The 16,655-nt window shown below is 62.9% G+C and carries 11 protein-coding genes; 6 read left to right on the top strand and 5 right to left on the bottom strand.

Annotation, left to right across the window (positions count from 1 at the left end):
* Nucleotides 1-16: 16 nt before the first annotated feature.
* The gene (locus HJG53_RS03410) at nucleotides 17-1,003 is read right to left on the bottom strand and encodes a hypothetical protein (RefSeq protein WP_171127755.1); all 987 of its coding nucleotides are present in this window, start codon (nucleotides 1,001-1,003) and stop codon (nucleotides 17-19) included.
* 163 nt (nucleotides 1,004-1,166) lie between these two features.
* A complete protein-coding gene (locus tag HJG53_RS03405) occupies nucleotides 1,167-3,425 on the bottom strand; it encodes a S8 family peptidase (RefSeq protein WP_171127754.1) in 2,259 nt (752 codons plus the stop codon).
* 254 nt (nucleotides 3,426-3,679) lie between these two features.
* Between HJG53_RS03405 and HJG53_RS03400 the strand changes: the two genes are divergently transcribed.
* The 4 genes from HJG53_RS03400 to HJG53_RS03385 are packed head-to-tail and all read left to right on the top strand — an operon-like array spanning nucleotide 3,680 to nucleotide 8,324.
* Nucleotides 3,680-4,582 carry a cyclopropane-fatty-acyl-phospholipid synthase family protein gene (locus HJG53_RS03400; protein ID WP_171127753.1) on the top strand — a complete coding sequence of 301 codons (903 nt, stop codon included), beginning with the start codon at nucleotides 3,680-3,682 and terminating at the stop codon, nucleotides 4,580-4,582.
* A gap of 25 nt (nucleotides 4,583-4,607) precedes the next feature.
* The gene (locus HJG53_RS03395; protein ID WP_171127752.1) at nucleotides 4,608-5,549 is read left to right on the top strand and encodes a glycosyltransferase family 2 protein; all 942 of its coding nucleotides are present in this window, start codon (nucleotides 4,608-4,610) and stop codon (nucleotides 5,547-5,549) included.
* 35 nt (nucleotides 5,550-5,584) lie between these two features.
* Nucleotides 5,585-6,709 carry a right-handed parallel beta-helix repeat-containing protein gene (locus HJG53_RS03390; protein ID WP_217352577.1) on the top strand — a complete coding sequence of 375 codons (1,125 nt, stop codon included), beginning with the start codon at nucleotides 5,585-5,587 and terminating at the stop codon, nucleotides 6,707-6,709.
* 1 nt (nucleotide 6,710) lies between these two features.
* Nucleotides 6,711-8,324, top strand: a complete 1,614-nt coding sequence (locus HJG53_RS03385) for an O-antigen ligase family protein (protein ID WP_171127750.1) — start codon at nucleotides 6,711-6,713, stop codon at nucleotides 8,322-8,324.
* On the opposite strand, the gene HJG53_RS03380 is transcribed toward HJG53_RS03385, so the two are convergent.
* The gene (locus tag HJG53_RS03380; protein WP_171127749.1) at nucleotides 8,297-9,535 is read right to left on the bottom strand and encodes a glycosyltransferase; all 1,239 of its coding nucleotides are present in this window, start codon (nucleotides 9,533-9,535) and stop codon (nucleotides 8,297-8,299) included. The two genes, HJG53_RS03385 and HJG53_RS03380, sit on opposite strands and share 28 nt — an antisense overlap.
* Before the next feature lie 158 nt (nucleotides 9,536-9,693).
* On the opposite strand from HJG53_RS03380, the gene HJG53_RS03375 reads away from it, so the two are divergent.
* Entirely contained in the window at nucleotides 9,694-10,983 is a 1,290-nt protein-coding gene (locus tag HJG53_RS03375) for a right-handed parallel beta-helix repeat-containing protein (RefSeq protein WP_171127748.1), read from the top strand.
* Between the two features lie 314 nt (nucleotides 10,984-11,297).
* Nucleotides 11,298-13,484 carry a right-handed parallel beta-helix repeat-containing protein gene (locus HJG53_RS03370; protein ID WP_171127747.1) on the top strand — a complete coding sequence of 729 codons (2,187 nt, stop codon included), beginning with the start codon at nucleotides 11,298-11,300 and terminating at the stop codon, nucleotides 13,482-13,484.
* 41 nt (nucleotides 13,485-13,525) lie between these two features.
* Here the strand turns inward: HJG53_RS03370 and HJG53_RS03365 are convergent, their stop codons facing one another.
* Both HJG53_RS03365 and HJG53_RS03360 read right to left on the bottom strand, forming a co-directional pair.
* Nucleotides 13,526-15,121 carry an isocitrate lyase gene (locus HJG53_RS03365; RefSeq protein WP_171127746.1) on the bottom strand — a complete coding sequence of 532 codons (1,596 nt, stop codon included), beginning with the start codon at nucleotides 15,119-15,121 and terminating at the stop codon, nucleotides 13,526-13,528.
* A 205-nt stretch (nucleotides 15,122-15,326) separates the two neighbouring features.
* The gene (locus HJG53_RS03360) at nucleotides 15,327-16,577 is read right to left on the bottom strand and encodes an acetyl-CoA C-acetyltransferase (protein WP_171127745.1); all 1,251 of its coding nucleotides are present in this window, start codon (nucleotides 16,575-16,577) and stop codon (nucleotides 15,327-15,329) included.
* Nucleotides 16,578-16,655: the final 78 nt, after the last annotated feature.

Below are 16,655 nucleotides of genomic sequence, written 5' to 3'. Positions count from 1 at the left end.
AACGAAGTGAACCGGGTCAGCGCGCTGCCGGTGCATAGGTGAAGGTAAACATCGAGGTCGGCACATCGCTCGTTCTGAGCGCCTTGCGCGCGCGCAGCAGGCCGCCGCCTGCGCTCTCGTCGTGGACTTTGGGATCGAAATTGCCCATTACGAAGCGGCTATTCGGGTCGCGGTCGTACGCGAGACGGGTCATCTCCTTTAGGAGGAACCAGTTGGCACCGCCATTGCCGGCCCGCTGGCCGCCATGGATGTAGAACAAGTCGCGCCCGAATTGAGCGCCAAAAAAGCCAGCGAGGACCCCTGCATCGGCGTGCGCCAGGATCAGTTCCTTCATGTCGGCGCAGATCAGGCCGTAATAGGCGTAGCGCGCCAACTCGCGACCCTGGCTGAAGTTGATGCCCTTGCGGCTGTAACTGCTTCCCTGCAGCGATGCGAAGCTCGGCAGCGCCGCCAGCATCTTCATGCCTGCATATTTGACGAGACGCAATCCCGGCACGCGCTCCGGCGCATATTTGGACTCGTAGCGGACGCTGTCGCTCACCTTCGCCCAATACCGGTCCCAGGACGGCCAGCGGCTGAGCTCGACGAGCTGGATGAAGAAGTCGCGAGCGTCGCCGACGGTCACGCCCCGGATCTTCGCCGCCTCTTCATGTCGAGGGGGCTCGATGTTCCAGGTGCCGCCATAGCGGAAACGGCCGGCCCCGACGTCCGCCAGCACTGCAGCCATGATCTCCGGCCAGAGTTGCTGATATTCGGGCAGGATTTGAAGTCCGTCGACGAAGCTGTGCTCACCGGCCCCCGACTCGAGGGCGCACTGGGCGATCTTCTCGTCGCCCTGCGGGCGCCGCAGCGAGATCTCCAAGAGGCGCACCCGCTTGCGCCCGATCCCCTTCAGCCAGCGGCTGACCAGCCATCGGTACGAGGCGGTGTAGGCCGCACCGGACCTAATCGCGAACGTATCCCATGTCTCGCGATCGAGCGAAAACAGCGATCGTCGGCGCACCAGATACTCTTCGTCCAACGACCGCGCCCCCCGTTGCGCCAGCTGCCGATTCGCAACTCCGATCGGAGGCTCATCGGGTTCGCCAATGCCTCAGCCGGGGCGAATTGAAAAGGTGATTACGTCGTTAAGACTGAGCGATTTCGGTCCATTTCCTGCCCCAGTTTCAGACGAATAGGAAGAAGTCAGGCGTCAAGTTCAGCGCGGCGGCGGAGCCCGAGACATGAGCCACATATTCGTCGGTGGAGTCGAATTTCCCGTTGCGGTTGTCGTCACGGATGATGCTGGTACCGAGCACGCCGTTGATCGTCTCAGGGTTCAGGATGTAGTCGGAGAGCGCACCCACCAGCTGGATCCTGTCGCCCGCGCCGAAGTCCAGGATGAGCGCGTGGTCGGCACGTCCCGCCGAGCCGGCGAGGTCGTCATCGTAGAAGAGACCACGAGCATCGCCGAGCACGAACACGTCCGCGCCGCCGCCGCCATAAAGATAATCGCGTGTCGCCTTGCCGGGATCGGCGCCGTTCTGGGCGACACCAGAGATGACCTCGTTGGACGCGGTACCGCGGATCGTCTCCCAGGCAGCTGCAGACCCGTACAGCGTTGGAGAGGGCGCCGGCGTGGGCGTCGGGGCCGGCGCGGGACTGCTGCCGACAAAGGTGAATGCCGCCGCCGTCAGGTTCAACGCAGCGCTCGAGCCGGAGACATGGGCGACATATTCGTCGGTCGAGTCATATTTCCCGTTACGGTTGTCGTCGCGGATGATGCTGGTGCCGAGTACGCCGTTGATCGTCTCCGGGTTGAGAATGTAGTCGGAGAGCGCACCGACGAGCTGGATCTTGTCGTCCGCACCGAAGTCCCGGATCAGCGCATGGTCGGCACGTCCCGCTGAGCCGGCGAGGTCGTCGTCGTAGAAGAGACCGCGGGCGTCGCCGAGCACGAACAGGTCCGCGCCGCCGCCGCCGTACAGATAGTCGCGCGTTCCCTTGCCGGGATTCGACCCGGTCTGGGCGACGCCATGGATGATTTCGTTGGCCGCCGTGCCGCGGATCGTCTCCCAGGGCGCCGCAGTCCCGTACAGAACCTGCGGCGTCGGAGTCGGGGAGGGCGTCGGCGTCGGCGTCGGTGCAGGCGCCGGAGCACCCGTGTCGACGAACGCGGCGACATCCAGCCGCCCGCCCGTCACCGTCTTGCCCGTCAAAGACGGCGTGGCGATGGTCGACGAGAGCAGCTCGGCCCGGATCTGCGCCGCCGTGTAGGTCGGGTGCGCAGCCGAGAAGAGCGCAATCGCGCCCGCCACGTGCGGCGTCGCCATCGACGTGCCGCTCATATAGCCCCAGCCGCCGCCCTTCAGCGTCGAATAGATTCCCGCGCCGGGCGCGCCGAGATCGACGGTTGCCGCGCCATAACTGGAAAAGCTCGCAAGGGCGCCGTTCGAGGCGATTGCAGCGACCGAGATGACGTTGTCATAGCCGGCGCTCGCTTTCGTCGAGTAGTTGGCGGGGTAATAGGCCGCAGCATCGTTGTTCGACGCGCTGTTGCCGGCTGCCGCCACGTAAAGGATGTCTGCCTTGGCGGCGCGGGTGATCGCGTCCTGCAGCTGTTGAGTGTAGCCACCGCCGCCCCAGCTGTTGTTGGTGGCAGCGAAGTCGATGCCGTAATTGCTGCTCTTGGCCGCGGTGAAATAGTCGATCGCGCGGGCGGCATCGTCCGAATAGCCGTTGCCCGTCGCGTCCATGAACTTCAGCGCGACGATCTGGGTGTTCCAGGCGACGCCCGCTATGCCGATCCCGTCGCCTCCACGGGCCGCGATCGTGCCGGCGACATGCGTGCCATGGCCCTGATCGTCGAGCGGGTCATTGTCATCATTAGCGAAGTCCCAGCCGATCAGATCGTCGACATAGCCATTGCCGGCTTCGTCGATGCCGTTCGCCCAGCGCGTATCCTTCAGCAAGTCGCCGCCGTCGATCCGACCGTTTCCATTGAGGTCGGTCACGAAGCCGCCGTTCAGCGGCGAGTTCAAATCGCGGAAGGTGATGATGGCGTCCTTGTCGGTGTCCACCAGCAAGCTGCGCATCGCGAACGGGATCTCGCCCTGGTTCAGCCAGATGTTCGAATAAAGATCGGCATGGGTGTAATCGACGCCGCTGTCGATCACGCCGACCGCGACCTTCATCGAGCCGACGTAACCGGCCGCCCAGGCTTCGCCCGCCTGGCTGCCATAGACATTCACCGGCGTCGTCTTGTCGCCGTACAGGCCCCAGGTTTTGCCGGCGAGATAATCGGTGTCATTGCTGACCGCATCAATGGTGAAGACGGCGCGCTGCGCAGAGGTCGGCGTGACGACGACCTCTTCGGTCGCTTCGCGCCAGACGTGCGGCATTGAGACGTCGAACCGCTCGACGCGGCCCGCGAAAAATCGTGGCATGCAAATGTCCCCGCTCGTGAAAGCGGGGTCCGCATAGCGCCCCAGCGAGTAACCGAAACCCTAATGGTAAACAGGTCCGTAACGACTTAGCGACCGATGGCGGACATCATGCGATGAAACGACGGAACGGGTTGCAAGCGGCCAGAAAACATCCAGGCTTGGGCGGTGCTTGGCGCTGCGCTACGGTCAGGGTTAACGACTTTGACGTAACATTTGCCTAGTGTAGGTGACGCGACGAACCTCGGGTGATTTCAATGCTTCGTTACATCATGGCCGCGCAAGCGCTGCGGGCGTTTTCGATCAACGGTACGACCAAGCGCCTCTATAGAGCCATCGGCAATCGGGTCGGCGGACGCGCGCGGACCCAGGGTCTTCCGTCCCATTATCTCAGCCGCGCCGATGACAATCTCAGCCGGCTGGAGGCCGCTGGCGGCATCCGGGACGGGATGAAGGTCATGGAGATCGGTACTGGCTGGGCACATTGGGAGGCCCTGTTCGTCCGTAGCTTCTACGAGGTGGAAGCCAAGCTGATGGACGTCTGGGACAATCGCCAGTTCGGCGGCTTTCACCGGTTCGCAACCGAGCTCCTCGCCAAGTTGGACGAGACGAAGCGCACGGAGCAGCAGAAGGAGCGGGCGCGCGAGACCCTCTCCAGGGTCATCCAATGCCAGAGCTTTCCGGAAGTCTATGACCTGCTTGGCTTCGACTATGTGATCGGCGTCGACGAAGCCTATTCATCGGTTCCGGACGGCACGCTGGACGTGATCTTTAGCAGCGACGTGCTGGAGCATGTGCCCGCATCCGCAGTCCCCGACATGCTAACCCAGCACTACCGGATGTTGAAGACTGGTGGTGTGTGCTCGCACCAGGTCGTCCCGTCGGATCATCTTTGCATCTACGACAAGGCGGTGAACAACAAGAACTATCTGCGTTATGGCGACAAGTCCTGGAACCTGTTTTTCGCCAACGACGTGCAGTACATCAATCGCCTGCAGATGAGCGAGTGGACCGGGATGTACGCCGCCGCCGGCTTTTCGGTGGACTCCACGGTAGTGGCGCGGGTCGACATCTCGGACCTGAATATCGCCTCCAAGTTCAGGCAGCTGCCCGACACCGACCTGCCGGTGACGGTGTTCCACCTGCTGGCGCGCAAGTGATGTCGATTTCTTCGAGGTGCCCGACGTGAGCTTAGCCAAGCCCGAGCTGTCGATTCTGGTCGTGAGTTACAACACGCGCCAGATCACACTCGAATGCCTCGACAGTCTCTACCGCCATCCGCCCTCGGTTCCTTACGAGGTAATCGTGGTGGACAATGCGTCGAAGGACGGCTCCGCCGAAGCGATCGCCGCGGCTTTTCCGCAGGCGACTTTGGTGGCGTCGGCAGAGAATCTGGGATTCGGCGGCGGCAACAACCTCGCCGCGCGTTCTGCGAAGGGACGGCGGCTGCTCCTGCTGAATCCCGATACGATCGTTTTCGAGCGAACCTTCGATGCGGTCTGGGACTATGCCGAGCGCGAGCCGTTTCGCGGCATCTGGGGGGGACGCACGCTGCACAAGGACGGATCGCTCAATCCGCCATCCTGCTGGCGGGAAATCTCGCTCTGGGGCCTGTTTACGACCTCCTCGGGGCTCCAGCACCTCTTTCCCAGTAACCCGCTGGTCAGCTGGGAAGATTATGGGGGCTGGCAGCGGGACCGGGAGCGGGAAGTCGACATCGTCGCGGGCTGCTTCCTGCTGATCGACACGCCCCTATGGGAGCAGCTTGGCGGCTTCGACTCCCGCTTTTTCATGTATGCCGAGGAATCGGATCTGTGCATGCGGGCGAAGCGGCTGGGCGCCCGGCCTGGCATTACGCCGGACGCGGCGCTCGTGCATCTCGGCGGAGCCTCAACCTCCTCACGGACGAACGCGCTGATGAATGTGCAGCGTGCGCGATTGACCCTGATGCGCAAACATTGGTCGCCGCTGCGCTTTGCGCTTGGTCGCGCGCTGATCGCCTATTGGGCCTGGTCGCGGAAGCACCTGTCCCGGTTCAAGTCCGGCCGTTTCGATGGCGAAGGCAATTCGCAAGAGAAATGGGCTATGATCTGGAACAAGCGATCCGAATGGTTGAACGGCTACTGAGCTAAGTGAGACTGATTGTGCCGATCCTCGCAGCAATGGCTCTCCTGGCGGTGGCAGCCCAGCTCGCAAGCGGGGGCGGCGAGCCGAAGGTGGTGCGCGACGCTGCTGGTCTCGCGGCCGCTCTGGAGCGCGCGAGGGGCGGCGAGGTGCTGCAGCTTGCTCCGGGAAATTACGGCACGCTGTCGCTCTATCGCCGCCATTTCGCGCAGCCGGTCACGATCACAAGCCAGGATCCGCAAAAGCCGGCCCTGGTCGAGCGGCTGCAGCTCAACGAAGTCTCGAACGTGACTTTCTCGGAGCTGGAGTTCGGCGGCGCGCTTCGGTCGAATGAGAAGGAATATAGCAAGTACGCTGAAGTGCGGGACAGCCAGGACCTGCGCTTCGACAGGGTCTTCATTCACGGCTCGCTCGACTCCAACGCCGAGAATGACGGCTGGGGAATCTATTTCGGAGACTGCAAGAACATCGCCCTGACGAACAGCAGGATCCAGCAGGTCATGCGGGCGGCCGTGTTCGAACGGTCATCGAACATCGCGGTGAAGCAGAACAGCTTCGCCGAGATGCGCAGTGACGGCGCGAACTTCGCATCCGTGCAGAATGTCGTGGTCGACATGAACCGGTTTAGCGGCTTTCATCCGGTCGGCACCGATCACGGCGATGCCATTCAGTTTTGGACGCTCAGCGGGCCGCAATCGACCGACATCGTCATCTCCAACAACGTCCTGCTCGAGGGTGAAGGCACGGGGCCCCAGGGCATTTTGATGAACGGCGCGCGGACGGGCCCCTATCTGCGCGTGAAGGTCATCAACAACCTGCTCTACTCGAGCGGCGCGTGGCACGGCATTGCGATCGACAATGCCGAGGATGTCGAGGTGCGCGGCAACTCCACGCTGTCCCGGCAGAATGACGAGATGGTGTTCTGGATCAGCCTGAGCGCTATCAAGAACGCCGTCGTCGAGGATAATGTCGCCGAGCGGCTGATCCGGGTCGACGTCGAGCAGGGCGAGTTCCGGAACAACCTCATCCTGTCGGACGACCCCGGCATGACCGGAAAGATAAAGGGTATCAATCGCGGTCCAAAAGCGATCGAAGGCGAGCTCGTTCTGCCGCGCAGGGGCTATCAGCCGACGGCGGTGCCGGCTGGGCAAGCAGGTAACTGACATGAACTCGGGAATTCGTGCGGCTCTGTCCTCGGGATACTGGCTGAACAAGCCGGACGTGCTTCCCAATTATAGGCGCTATCGCAGCCGCCTCGAGATCGTGCTGAAGAAGGGCGTCTTCTTCCTGTTCTGCATCTTCAGCGGCCTCTTCTACGGGTTTCTCTATACCCTGCTGCCACCCTTCCTCGCGATCTACCTGGCAGGCCCCCTTCTCATCCTGGCGCTGCTGATCATCTGGGCCCTTCCAGATACCGGGCGCGCTCCGACCAAGCTGCTGGCAAGGCTCTTCTTCCTCTATGTCGGCATCCTGATCCTGTGGCCCAATTACCTTGCCCTTCAGCTGCCTGGCCTGCCCTGGATTTCGTTCCGCAGGCTGGTGATCTTCCCGATGGGGCTGATCCTCCTCATCTGCCTGTCGGTGTCGGGTGCGTTCGTCGCGGAGATGCGGCGTGGCCTGTCTGCCGCCAAGCCGCTGACCTACATGATGATCGGCTTTACGCTCATTCAGATCCTCACGCTTGCGGCGAGCTCGATCCCGTTCAAATCCTTGAACATCCTCGTCGATTATCTCTTCGGCACCACGGCCGTGTTCTTCGTCGCCGCCTGGGTGATGTCGCTGCCGGGGCAAGCGGAGCGGTTCGGGCGATTGCTGATAGCCGGGGCGATCATCCTGAGCCTGATCGGCGTTGCCGAATATTGGAATCAGGGCGTGCTATGGGCCAACTACATCCCTTCCTTCCTGAAGGTGGAGGATGAGGCGGTGTTGCGCACGCTCGCGGGCAAGCTGCGCGACGGGCGCTATCGGGTGACCACAATCTTCTCGGTGTCGCTTTCGATGGCCGAGTTCCTCGCGCTGGTGACGCCGTTCATCATTCACCGCCTGATGAACAGCACCCGGCTGTTGGCGATCGGTCTATGGATCGCGGCCGACCTGCTCTTGTTGCTCGCCATCAACCTGACGCAGTCGCGGTTGGGCATCCTCGGCTGGATCGTCGCTCACGCCGTCTATGGCTGTGTGTGGGGCTTTCGCCGTTGGAGCCGGACCAAGTCGGACCTGATCTCTCCTGCCGTGTCGCTGCTGTATACTGCCGGCGCCATCGTCTTCATGGTGGGCATGTTCACCATTCCCGCGATCCGCAACCGGACGATCGGCGGCGGCTCGAGCGGCTTCAGCGACCAGGGACGCAAGGAGCAATTCGCGCTGATGTGGCCGAAGTTGTTCCGCAACCCCTTCGGCTACGGCTCGGGCCGGAGCGGCGACGTGCTGGGCTTCTACACGCCGGGGGGGCAGCTGACCGTCGACAGCTATCTGATCACCGTGCTGCTCGACTATGGCGTGCTCGGTGGCCTGCTCTTCTTCGGCATGTTCTTCTACGCAGCCTACAAGATGCTGCAGGTTTATTGGTTCTCGAACGACCGGCTGTCGGCACTCGCCCTGCCGCTCGCCTGCACCATCGTCGTCGCCATTCAGGTGCGCTGGGTGCTGAGCCAAACGGACAATTTGCCGCTGCTTCACATGTTTCTCGGTATGAGCGCCGCCATCGCCTATCTGGCTGCGAAGGAGCGCGGCCTAATCCGCGCGCGCACTCAGGACGTTCGCGCAATCGCACCGTAGATCGCGCTGATCCGGCGCGCCTTGTCCGACCAGCTGCCAAGGCGCGCGTAACAATCGATCGACTCGCGCGTGAGATTGACGAGTGCCGCGCTGTCGTCGGCCAAGCGTCGGATCGCGCGCGCAAGATCGTCGGCGAGCTGATCCGGAGTTTCGACGTCGAGGAGGATGGCGCCGCCTTTCCCGAAGATCGCCTCGGGCCCGCCGCGCCGCACGGTGACGATCGGAAGCCCCCAACTCATCGCTTCGAAGAACACGCTACCCACCGGCTCGCGGAAGCTGGGGAACACGAATAGGTCATGAGACGCGTAGAGTTCATCAACCTCCGCCCTGGGGATCTTCCCCAAGAAGCGTACTCTATCGGCCACGCCGAGCTTCTCGGCTTCCTCGCGGCATTGGTCGAGATCCTCTCCGATGCCGGCACTGGTGAGTGTAATGTCAGGCCGGTCCCGCAATCGGCCCATTGCCCGGATCACGTCTCGCAAGCCCTTGGTACGGATCGCGCGCCCGACATGGAGCAGACGCAGGCCCGATGATCGTTCGGTCCGTGGGCGAGATTGCGCGGCGCCCCCCGCCGCCTCGGGCTCTACCGCGAACCGCTTGATCGCCAAGCCGGAGAGGACGTCGGCGACGTAAGGAGCGGCGCCGATCACCGCGTCGGCATGTTCGAAACTGCGGCGCAGCATCGGATCGTAGCGGAGCCGCCATCGATCGAGCTGGCGCAGATAGTCGAAGGCGTTGGATCGCACTTCCGGCGCAAAGGCTGGCGGCGTGGTGACCATGCCGGCGACGGGCCCGATCGCATAGGGAATGGTGAAGTGTCGCAGGGGCGAACTGTGCCGCATCGCCGCCGGATAGAGCTGATGCGCAACGTCGAAGGTGCGGCCGGATCGGAGTGCTTCCCGAATCCACTTGCGGCTATGATGGGAGAGGATCGTCCACCCCGGCTTGGCGATCGCGCGCACGCGTTCCATCCTGCCGAGCAGCCTGGGTTCCGGCCAGGTGATCACCTCGACATGCGGCAGCTGCTCGCATGTCGGTTGCCGCCCTTGGCGTTGCAACGTCAGCAGCGTGACCTGATGTTGATGTCCCAGCGCCTCGATCCATTTGAAGGCGAAAAACGGCTCGCTGACATCGGTGCCATCGACCAGCGCGCTGACGATCAGCAGACGGAGCCGATCGGGGGCATCGGTCTTCAAACTATCGTCGATCATCGAGGTGGCAGCGCTCCCTGAGCGGCCTCTAACTGGTCGTCGCACCACGGAATAGGGGTGGGCGCCGCGTTAACCAGTTTGCGCAACCGGTGCCTCACCGCCCCGAACCTAAAGACCCTGCGACGCCTCGCCGAGGCCTGAAGTAGGGAAGTTCAAAAATGCCGACGTTCCAAGTCACCAATGCCACCGAGTTGCAGTCGGCGCTCGGTCGGGCAGTGGGCGGAGACACCATCCTGCTCGCCGCGGGCGATTATGGTTCGTTGAACCTGAATAACAAGAAGTTCACCGCTCCCGTGACGGTCAAGGCGCTGAGCGCGACCGGCCAAGTCCATTTTGATGGGATCACTGTCTCGAACTCGAGCTATCTGACCTTCAAGGGGCTTGATTTGGGTCGCGGGCTGTCGGTGGCCGAGCCGGAGTATACGAAGCTCAACACGGTCCAGAACTCGGCCAACATCCGGTTCGTGGACGTCTCGATCCACGGCTCCCTGGACAATGACCCCACCAATGACGGGATCGGCTTCTATGTGACGGACTCGAAGAACGTCTATGTCCACAATGCGAAGTTCACCGAACTGTTTCGGGGTGCGCTGTTTCAGCGCGTGGACGGCGTCGGCCTCTACAACAGCTCGTTCGAAGGCATTCGCAGCGACGGCGCGAATTTTGCCGGCAACGACCATGTCGTGATCCGGGGTAACACGTTCACCGACTTCAATCGGTACGGCACCGATCATGCCGATGCCATCCAGTTCTGGAACACCGGACAGACCAAGGGTCAGTCCGACATCACAATCAGCGACAACGTCTTCATCCAGACCGTCGCCGGCAAGGGCGCTCAGGGCATCTTCATGTCCGACAACGAGACGTATAAATTCCGGGACGTCACGATCGAAAACAACCTGATGTTCAGCAACGACGACTATCACGGCATTTCGGTCAACAATGCCGAAAATCTCAGGATTGCGAACAACACGATCACCTCGGCCTCGGGTGACGACAAGCTGTTCTGGATCTTGGCCGAGTCCAGCACGAACGTGACCGTGGTAAACAACGTCACTGATCGCCTGATCCTGAACTCCAATCTGACGAACCTGGTCTCGCAAGGGAATATCACTCTCGAAAGCGGTGCTTATCGCAATCTCCTGCCCAACCTCGTGAACCCGCACACGCCGGTGGACCTGATCGCGCCGGGTGTCGGCTACCAGGCACCCACGCAGGGGCCACTGTCGTCGGCAGCGTCGTCCTTCCTCTCGGGCATGCTCGGCGGCAACGCATCCCAATCGCACGCGTCCACGCTGATCCCCAACGCGTTGGATGACCTTGCCGACACGGGTGGCCGGTACGCGCAACAACTGAGTGTCGCGCCGCTCCCCGAGCCCATCTACGACGTCTATCAACCGGCGCCGAATTGGGCCGGCCTGACCGATCACTGGATCGCGCACCCCTGAGCCCGGACGATTTCGGATGCTTTGAGCGTGCAGGGCGGCGGTGCCTGATCGCGCCGCCGCAAAATCGTGCCGACTGGCCGCATCCGACGTCTATCTTAGTATAACCTGTAAACCCCTTGGCCTAGTCCGAGCCGGCCAGCGCGCGGGGCGCTGGTTCGCCGTGAGGCCCGTGCCATGCTCCTTCTCGAGGGGAATGTGGTCCTGGGCTGTCCGGCGGAAAGTCATGCGACGCGTCTGCTCACTTTCGACTGCAAGGAACCGATCGGCGGCTGCCGGTCGGTGAAAGCGGACGGACGCGGGGCGAGGGGACACCAGTGAGTACGTTTAACGTTTCAAACGCCGCCCAGTTGCAGGCCGCCCTAAACAATGCGCGCGGCGGCGACACCATTCAGCTGGCTGGCGGAAATTATGGAGAGGTCAGGCTCTCCGACAGGAATTATAGCTCGGTCGTTACGATCCAGTCCGACCCATCGAACGCGGCGCATTTCGACACACTCTTCGTCGAGCGCTCCTCCTCGATCGCCTTTTCGTCCGTCGACATCGGACGCGGGCTGAAGGCTGGAGAGGCGGAATATACCAAGATCGTGACCGTGGAGGATTCCGCCCGGATATCCTTCTCCTCTTCCTTCATTCACGGGTCTCTCGACGGCAACCCGTCGAACGACGGCATCGGACTGTACGTCAATCGGGTCGACGGCTTCTCCATCGACGATTCCAGGTTCGAGGAGCTGTTCCGCGGGACCTTGCTCCAGCAAAGCTCCTCGGTCGCGGTTCTGCGCAACGACTACCGGGAAATGCGGTCCGACGGGATCGACGTCGCGGCCGTGCGCGGCGTTCAGCTTGACGGCAACAGCTTCACCAACTTTCGGCCGGTCGGCTCCGATCATGCCGACGCCATTCAGTTCTGGAATGTCGGGCAACCCTTTGGATCGCGCGACATCGTCATCAAGAACAATGTCGTGCTGAACGGGTCGGGCGTCGGCCCGCAGGGCATCTTCATGAACGCCGCCAATGGCTATGGCTATGTGAACGTTCAGATCGAGAACAACCTCATTCACGGCAACGACGCCTTCCATGGAATCTACATCGAAGACGGGAGTAACGTGAAAATCTCCGGGAACTCGACGCTCTCGGAGCAGTCCGACGTCGAATATATGTGGATTCAGGTCCAGGACACGACCGGGCTGACGCTCACCAACAATCTGGCGGAACGTATCATCGTCGGAAGCAAAGTCGGGCTGCTGGCAAATTCGGGCAACCAGGATTTCTGGACAAATCCCGCCCTGAGCAGTCTGGTGCCCAATCTGAACTCTCCGTTGAGGGCGTCAGACCTGATCATTCCGGGTGTCGGCTATCAACTTGCCACACCGACGCCGACACCGACCCCTGCGCCCGCACCGGCGCCCGCTCCCACGCCGACGCCGTCCCCAGCATCGACGCCTCAGACCCTGTACGGGACTGCTGCGCCCTGGGAGACGCTCCGCGGCTCGGCTGCGAGCGAAACCATCTATGGCGTAGCTGCGACGGGGTCCAATCCCGGCAAGGGCACCCGCGACTATCTCTATGGAGGCGGCGCCGCGGACGTGTTCGTGCTCGGCGACGCGCGTGGGCTCTTCTACGACGACGATCTCGCCGGCTCAGCGGGACGTGCCGACCATGCGCTGATCCTGGACTTCGGAGCGGACGACAAGATCCAGCTGGTGGGTGCGCTGTCCGACTACATCCTCAATCCGGAGACGATCAACGGTGTGCTGGGTACCAGCATCATCCGCGACGACAATCGCAACGGGAAGTTCGACTCCACCGACGAATATGTCGCCCATGTCTCCGGCTCGAGCGCTGCGTTGAACCTGACGGCGGCGGCATTCACCTTTGCCGGCAGCAGTCCCGCGCCGGCCCCGACGCCCACGCCCTCCCCGGCACCGCCGCCCACGACGCCGACCCTGTACGGGACGGCGGCGCCCTGGGAGACGATCCGCGGCACGGCGGCGAGCGAGATCATCCATGGCGTTGCCGCGACGGGGTCCAATCCAGGCAAGGGCACGCGCGACTATCTCTATGGTGGCGGCGGCGCGGACCTGTTCGTGCTCGGCGATGCCCGTGGCCTCTTCTACGATGACGACCTCGCCGGCTCAGCGGGGCGTGCCGACCATGCGCTGATCCTGGACTTCGGCGCGGACGACAGGATCCAGCTGGTGGGTGCGCTGTCCGACTACATCCTGAACCCTGAGACGATCAACGGCGTGCTCGGTACCAGCATCATCCGCGACGACAACCGCAACGGGAAGTTCGACTCCACCGACGAATATGTGGCCCATGTCTCCGGCTCCGCCGCCGCGCTGAACCTGACGGCAGCGGACTTTATCTTCGCGTCCTCGATCTCGGGAACTGCCGCCAATCAGGTGCTGGCTTCCGCAGAAGTTCTGCCGCTCGTTGACGACAGTCACTGGCTCACAAGGAGCGGCATGATGACCTTCGACTCATTCGTCGTGCTGTGTTGACGACCGAGCCTGGCGCTTCGCCAGGCTGATCGTCTCCTCTCCTACGCCGCGAACTGGTTCATCGTGTTGTGGGCGCCGCCGGCCTTGAGCGCGGCCTCGCCGGCGAAGTATTCCTTGTGATCGTCGCCGATATCGCTGCCGGACATGTTCTGGTGCTTGACGCAGGCGATGCCCTGGCGAATTTCCTTGCGCTGAACGCCGGCGACATAGCCGAGCATGCCTGCGTCGCCGAAATACTCCTTGGCCAGATTGTCGGTGCTGAGCGCCGCCGTGTGATAGGTCGGCAGCGTGATCAGGTGGTGGAAGATGCCCGCCCGTGCCGACGCATCCTTCTGGAAGGTGCGGATCTTTTCGTCCGCTTCCCGCGCCAGCTCGGTCTCGTCATATTCGGCGCTCATCAGCCGCGCGCGGTCATAGGCCGACACGTCCCGGCCCGCCTCAACCCACCGGTCATAAGCCTGCTGGCGGAAGTTCAGCGTCCAGTTGAAGGACGGCGAGTTGTTGTAGACGAGCTTCGCGTCGGGCACGACTTCGCGGATGCGGTCGACCATCGAGGCAATCTGCTCGATGTGGGGCTTCTCGGTCTCGATCCAGAGCAGGTCGGCGCCGTTCTGCAACGACGTGATGCAGTCGAGCACACAACGGTCCGCCCCGGTACCTTCGCGGAACTGGAACAGGTTCGAAGGCAGGCGCTTCGGCCGCATCAGCTTCCCATCGCGTTCGATGACCACGTCGCCGCGCAGGCTGGCGAGATCGGTCACCTCTTCGCAGTCGAGATAGCTGTTATACTGGTCGCCGATGTCGCCCGCTTCGCGGCTGAACGCGATCTGCTTGGTGAGGCCCGCGCCCAGTGAATCGGTGCGCGCGACAATGAGGCCGTCGTCGACGCCGAGTTCGAGGAACGCGTAGCGGCAGGCGCGGATTTTGGCGAGGAAGTCCTCATGAGGGACGGTCACCTTGCCGTCCTGGTGGCCGCATTGCTTCTCATCCGAGACTTGGTTCTCGATCTGCAAGGCGCAGGCGCCCGCCTCGATCATCTTTTTGGCGAGCAGATAAGTCGCCTCGGCATTGCCGAAGCCGGCATCGATATCGGCGATGATCGGCACGACATGCGTCTGGAAGCCGTCGATGGCGGCGATCAGCCGCTGCGCCTCGATCTCGTTTCCGGATTCACGCGCCTTGTCGAGATCGCGGAACAGGAGGCTTAGTTCGCGGGCGTCGGCCTGCTTCAGGAAGGTATAGAGTTCCTCGATCAGCGCCGGCACGCTGGTCTTCTCATGCATCGACTGGTCGGGCAGCGGGCCGAACTCGGAACGGAGCGCCGCAACCATCCAGCCGGACAGGTAAAGATATTTACGGTTCGTGGTGCCGAAGTGCTTCTTGATGCTGATCAGCTTCTGCTGGCCGATAAAGCCGTGCCAGCAGCCGAGCGACTGGGTGTAGGCCGCCGGGTCGGCATCATAGGCGGCCATGTCGCGACGCATGATGGCAGCCGTATAGCGCGCAATGTCCAATCCCGTCCGAAAGCGGTTCTGCAGACGCATGCGGGCGATGCTCTCGGCGCCGATACCGCTCCAGGCGCTGCCGCGGGCTGAAACCAGCGATTGTGCGCTCGCAATCTGCTCTTGATAGGTCACGGTACGTCCCCTTGTCCTTGTCGCTCGATCTGGCGAAGTGATCTTCGAAGGAGGTACCGATGGAGCACCGCAAGTGGCAGAGCACACCGTGCGGGTTTCGAGTGTCGATGATCAGTCCACGCCGGTCTATGCAGTGGTCATGTAAATAATTTACACGACGTGCTTCCCGGTGCCGCATGAGAACACTCTGGCAAGGGACCGCAAGTCAGACTCGTTCGATGATGACCGCGGGCGCCATCCCTCCGGCAGCGCACATGGTAACGAGGCCGTAGCGACCGCCCGAGCGCTCCAGTTCGTCGAGCGCGGTGCCGATCAGCATCGATCCGGTCGCGCCGATCGGATGACCGAGTGCCATTGCGCCGCCATTGATGTTGACCTTGGCGCGATCGAGCTCAAGGTCGCGGATGAACTTCTCGGCGACGACCGCGAATGCCTCGTTGATCTCCCAGACGTCGATATCGTCCTTGCTGAGCCCCGCCTTCGCCAGCACCTTGCGGGCCGCTGGCACGGGCGCGTTCAACATAAGCGTGGGGCAATCGCCGACATTGGCGAAAGCCACGATGCGGGCACGCGGCGTAAGGCCGTTCGCATCGGCATAGGCTTTGGAGGCGAGTAGAATCGCGGCGGAACCGTCGACCACGCCGGAGCTGTTGCCGGCATGGTGCACCCCCTCCCAGTCCAGGTCCGGATAGACGCGCTGGATCTGCTTTTTGAAGGTGAAGCCGCCGCCCAGGTCATGATCGGCCAAGGCATGAAAGGCGGCCTTGAGCGAGGCGAGCCCTTCGGCCGTCGTCTCGGGGCGAGGGAACTCCTCACGGTCCAGCGCGACCGTGCCGTCTTCGTTCAGCACGGGCACTACCGAACGGTCGAACCGCCGCTCCTTGATGGCGCGATCGGCGCGGCGCTGGCTTTCCAGCGCCAGAGCGTCGAGATCGCCCCGCGCAATGCCTTCGCGCGCGGCGATCGCGTCGCCGCACACGCCCTGGTGCGACTGCGGATGGAGCTTGTCGAGTGCCGGGTTGCCGCCACCGATCATGCGCGGCGGCTGGCTGGCGGCGGCACGCTCGGCGGCGAGCTGTTGCTGATAGCTCATCATCTCCGTACCGCCCGCGATCACGCAATTTTCCATGCCGGACATGATGCTCGCCGCGGCAAGATTGAGGCTGGTGATGCCGCCCCCGCAAAAGCGATCGAGCGTTACGCCCGAGGCCTTGCAGTCATAGCCCGCCGCCAGCGCGGACATGCGGCCGATATCGCCGCCCTGCTTGCCTTCCTGGGTCGAAGTCGACCAGATGATGTCCTCGACGGTGGCCGTGTCGAGGCCGTTCCGCTCCTTCAGCGCTCCCAGCACGGTCGCGCCGAGATGCTGCGGATGAAGGTGGGAGAGCGCGCCCTTGCCCGGCTTGCCGATCCCACGCGGCGTGCGGACGGCGTCGATGATGTAAGCGTCGGCCATGGCAAGTCCCTCGAATTTCTCGAAACGCTAATCCGTCCTCTGTCGGCAGCGCAAGGCTGTTGATCAGCGGCCCGGCGG

The sequence above is a fragment of the Sphingomonas sp. ID1715 genome, from assembly GCF_013044515.1.
Classification (GTDB): Bacteria; Pseudomonadota; Alphaproteobacteria; order Sphingomonadales; family Sphingomonadaceae; genus Sphingomonas_B.
This window is presented reverse-complemented; position numbering and strand designations above follow the sequence as displayed.

What these genes read in the sequence shown, in the direction of transcription:
- HJG53_RS03405 (WP_171127754.1), bottom strand. Translation starts at nt 3,425, where the DNA reads ATGCCACGATTTTTCGCGGGCCGCGTCGAGCGGTTCGACGTCTCAATG.
- HJG53_RS03400 (WP_171127753.1), top strand. Translation starts at nt 3,680, where the DNA reads ATGCTTCGTTACATCATGGCCGCGCAAGCGCTGCGGGCGTTTTCGATC.
- HJG53_RS03390 (WP_217352577.1), top strand. Translation starts at nt 5,585, where the DNA reads ATGGCTCTCCTGGCGGTGGCAGCCCAGCTCGCAAGCGGGGGCGGCGAG.
- HJG53_RS03385 (WP_171127750.1), top strand. Translation starts at nt 6,711, where the DNA reads ATGAACTCGGGAATTCGTGCGGCTCTGTCCTCGGGATACTGGCTGAAC.
- HJG53_RS03380 (WP_171127749.1), bottom strand. Translation starts at nt 9,535, where the DNA reads ATGATCGACGATAGTTTGAAGACCGATGCCCCCGATCGGCTCCGTCTG.
- HJG53_RS03375 (WP_171127748.1), top strand. Translation starts at nt 9,694, where the DNA reads ATGCCGACGTTCCAAGTCACCAATGCCACCGAGTTGCAGTCGGCGCTC.
- HJG53_RS03360 (WP_171127745.1), bottom strand. Translation starts at nt 16,577, where the DNA reads ATGGCCGACGCTTACATCATCGACGCCGTCCGCACGCCGCGTGGGATC.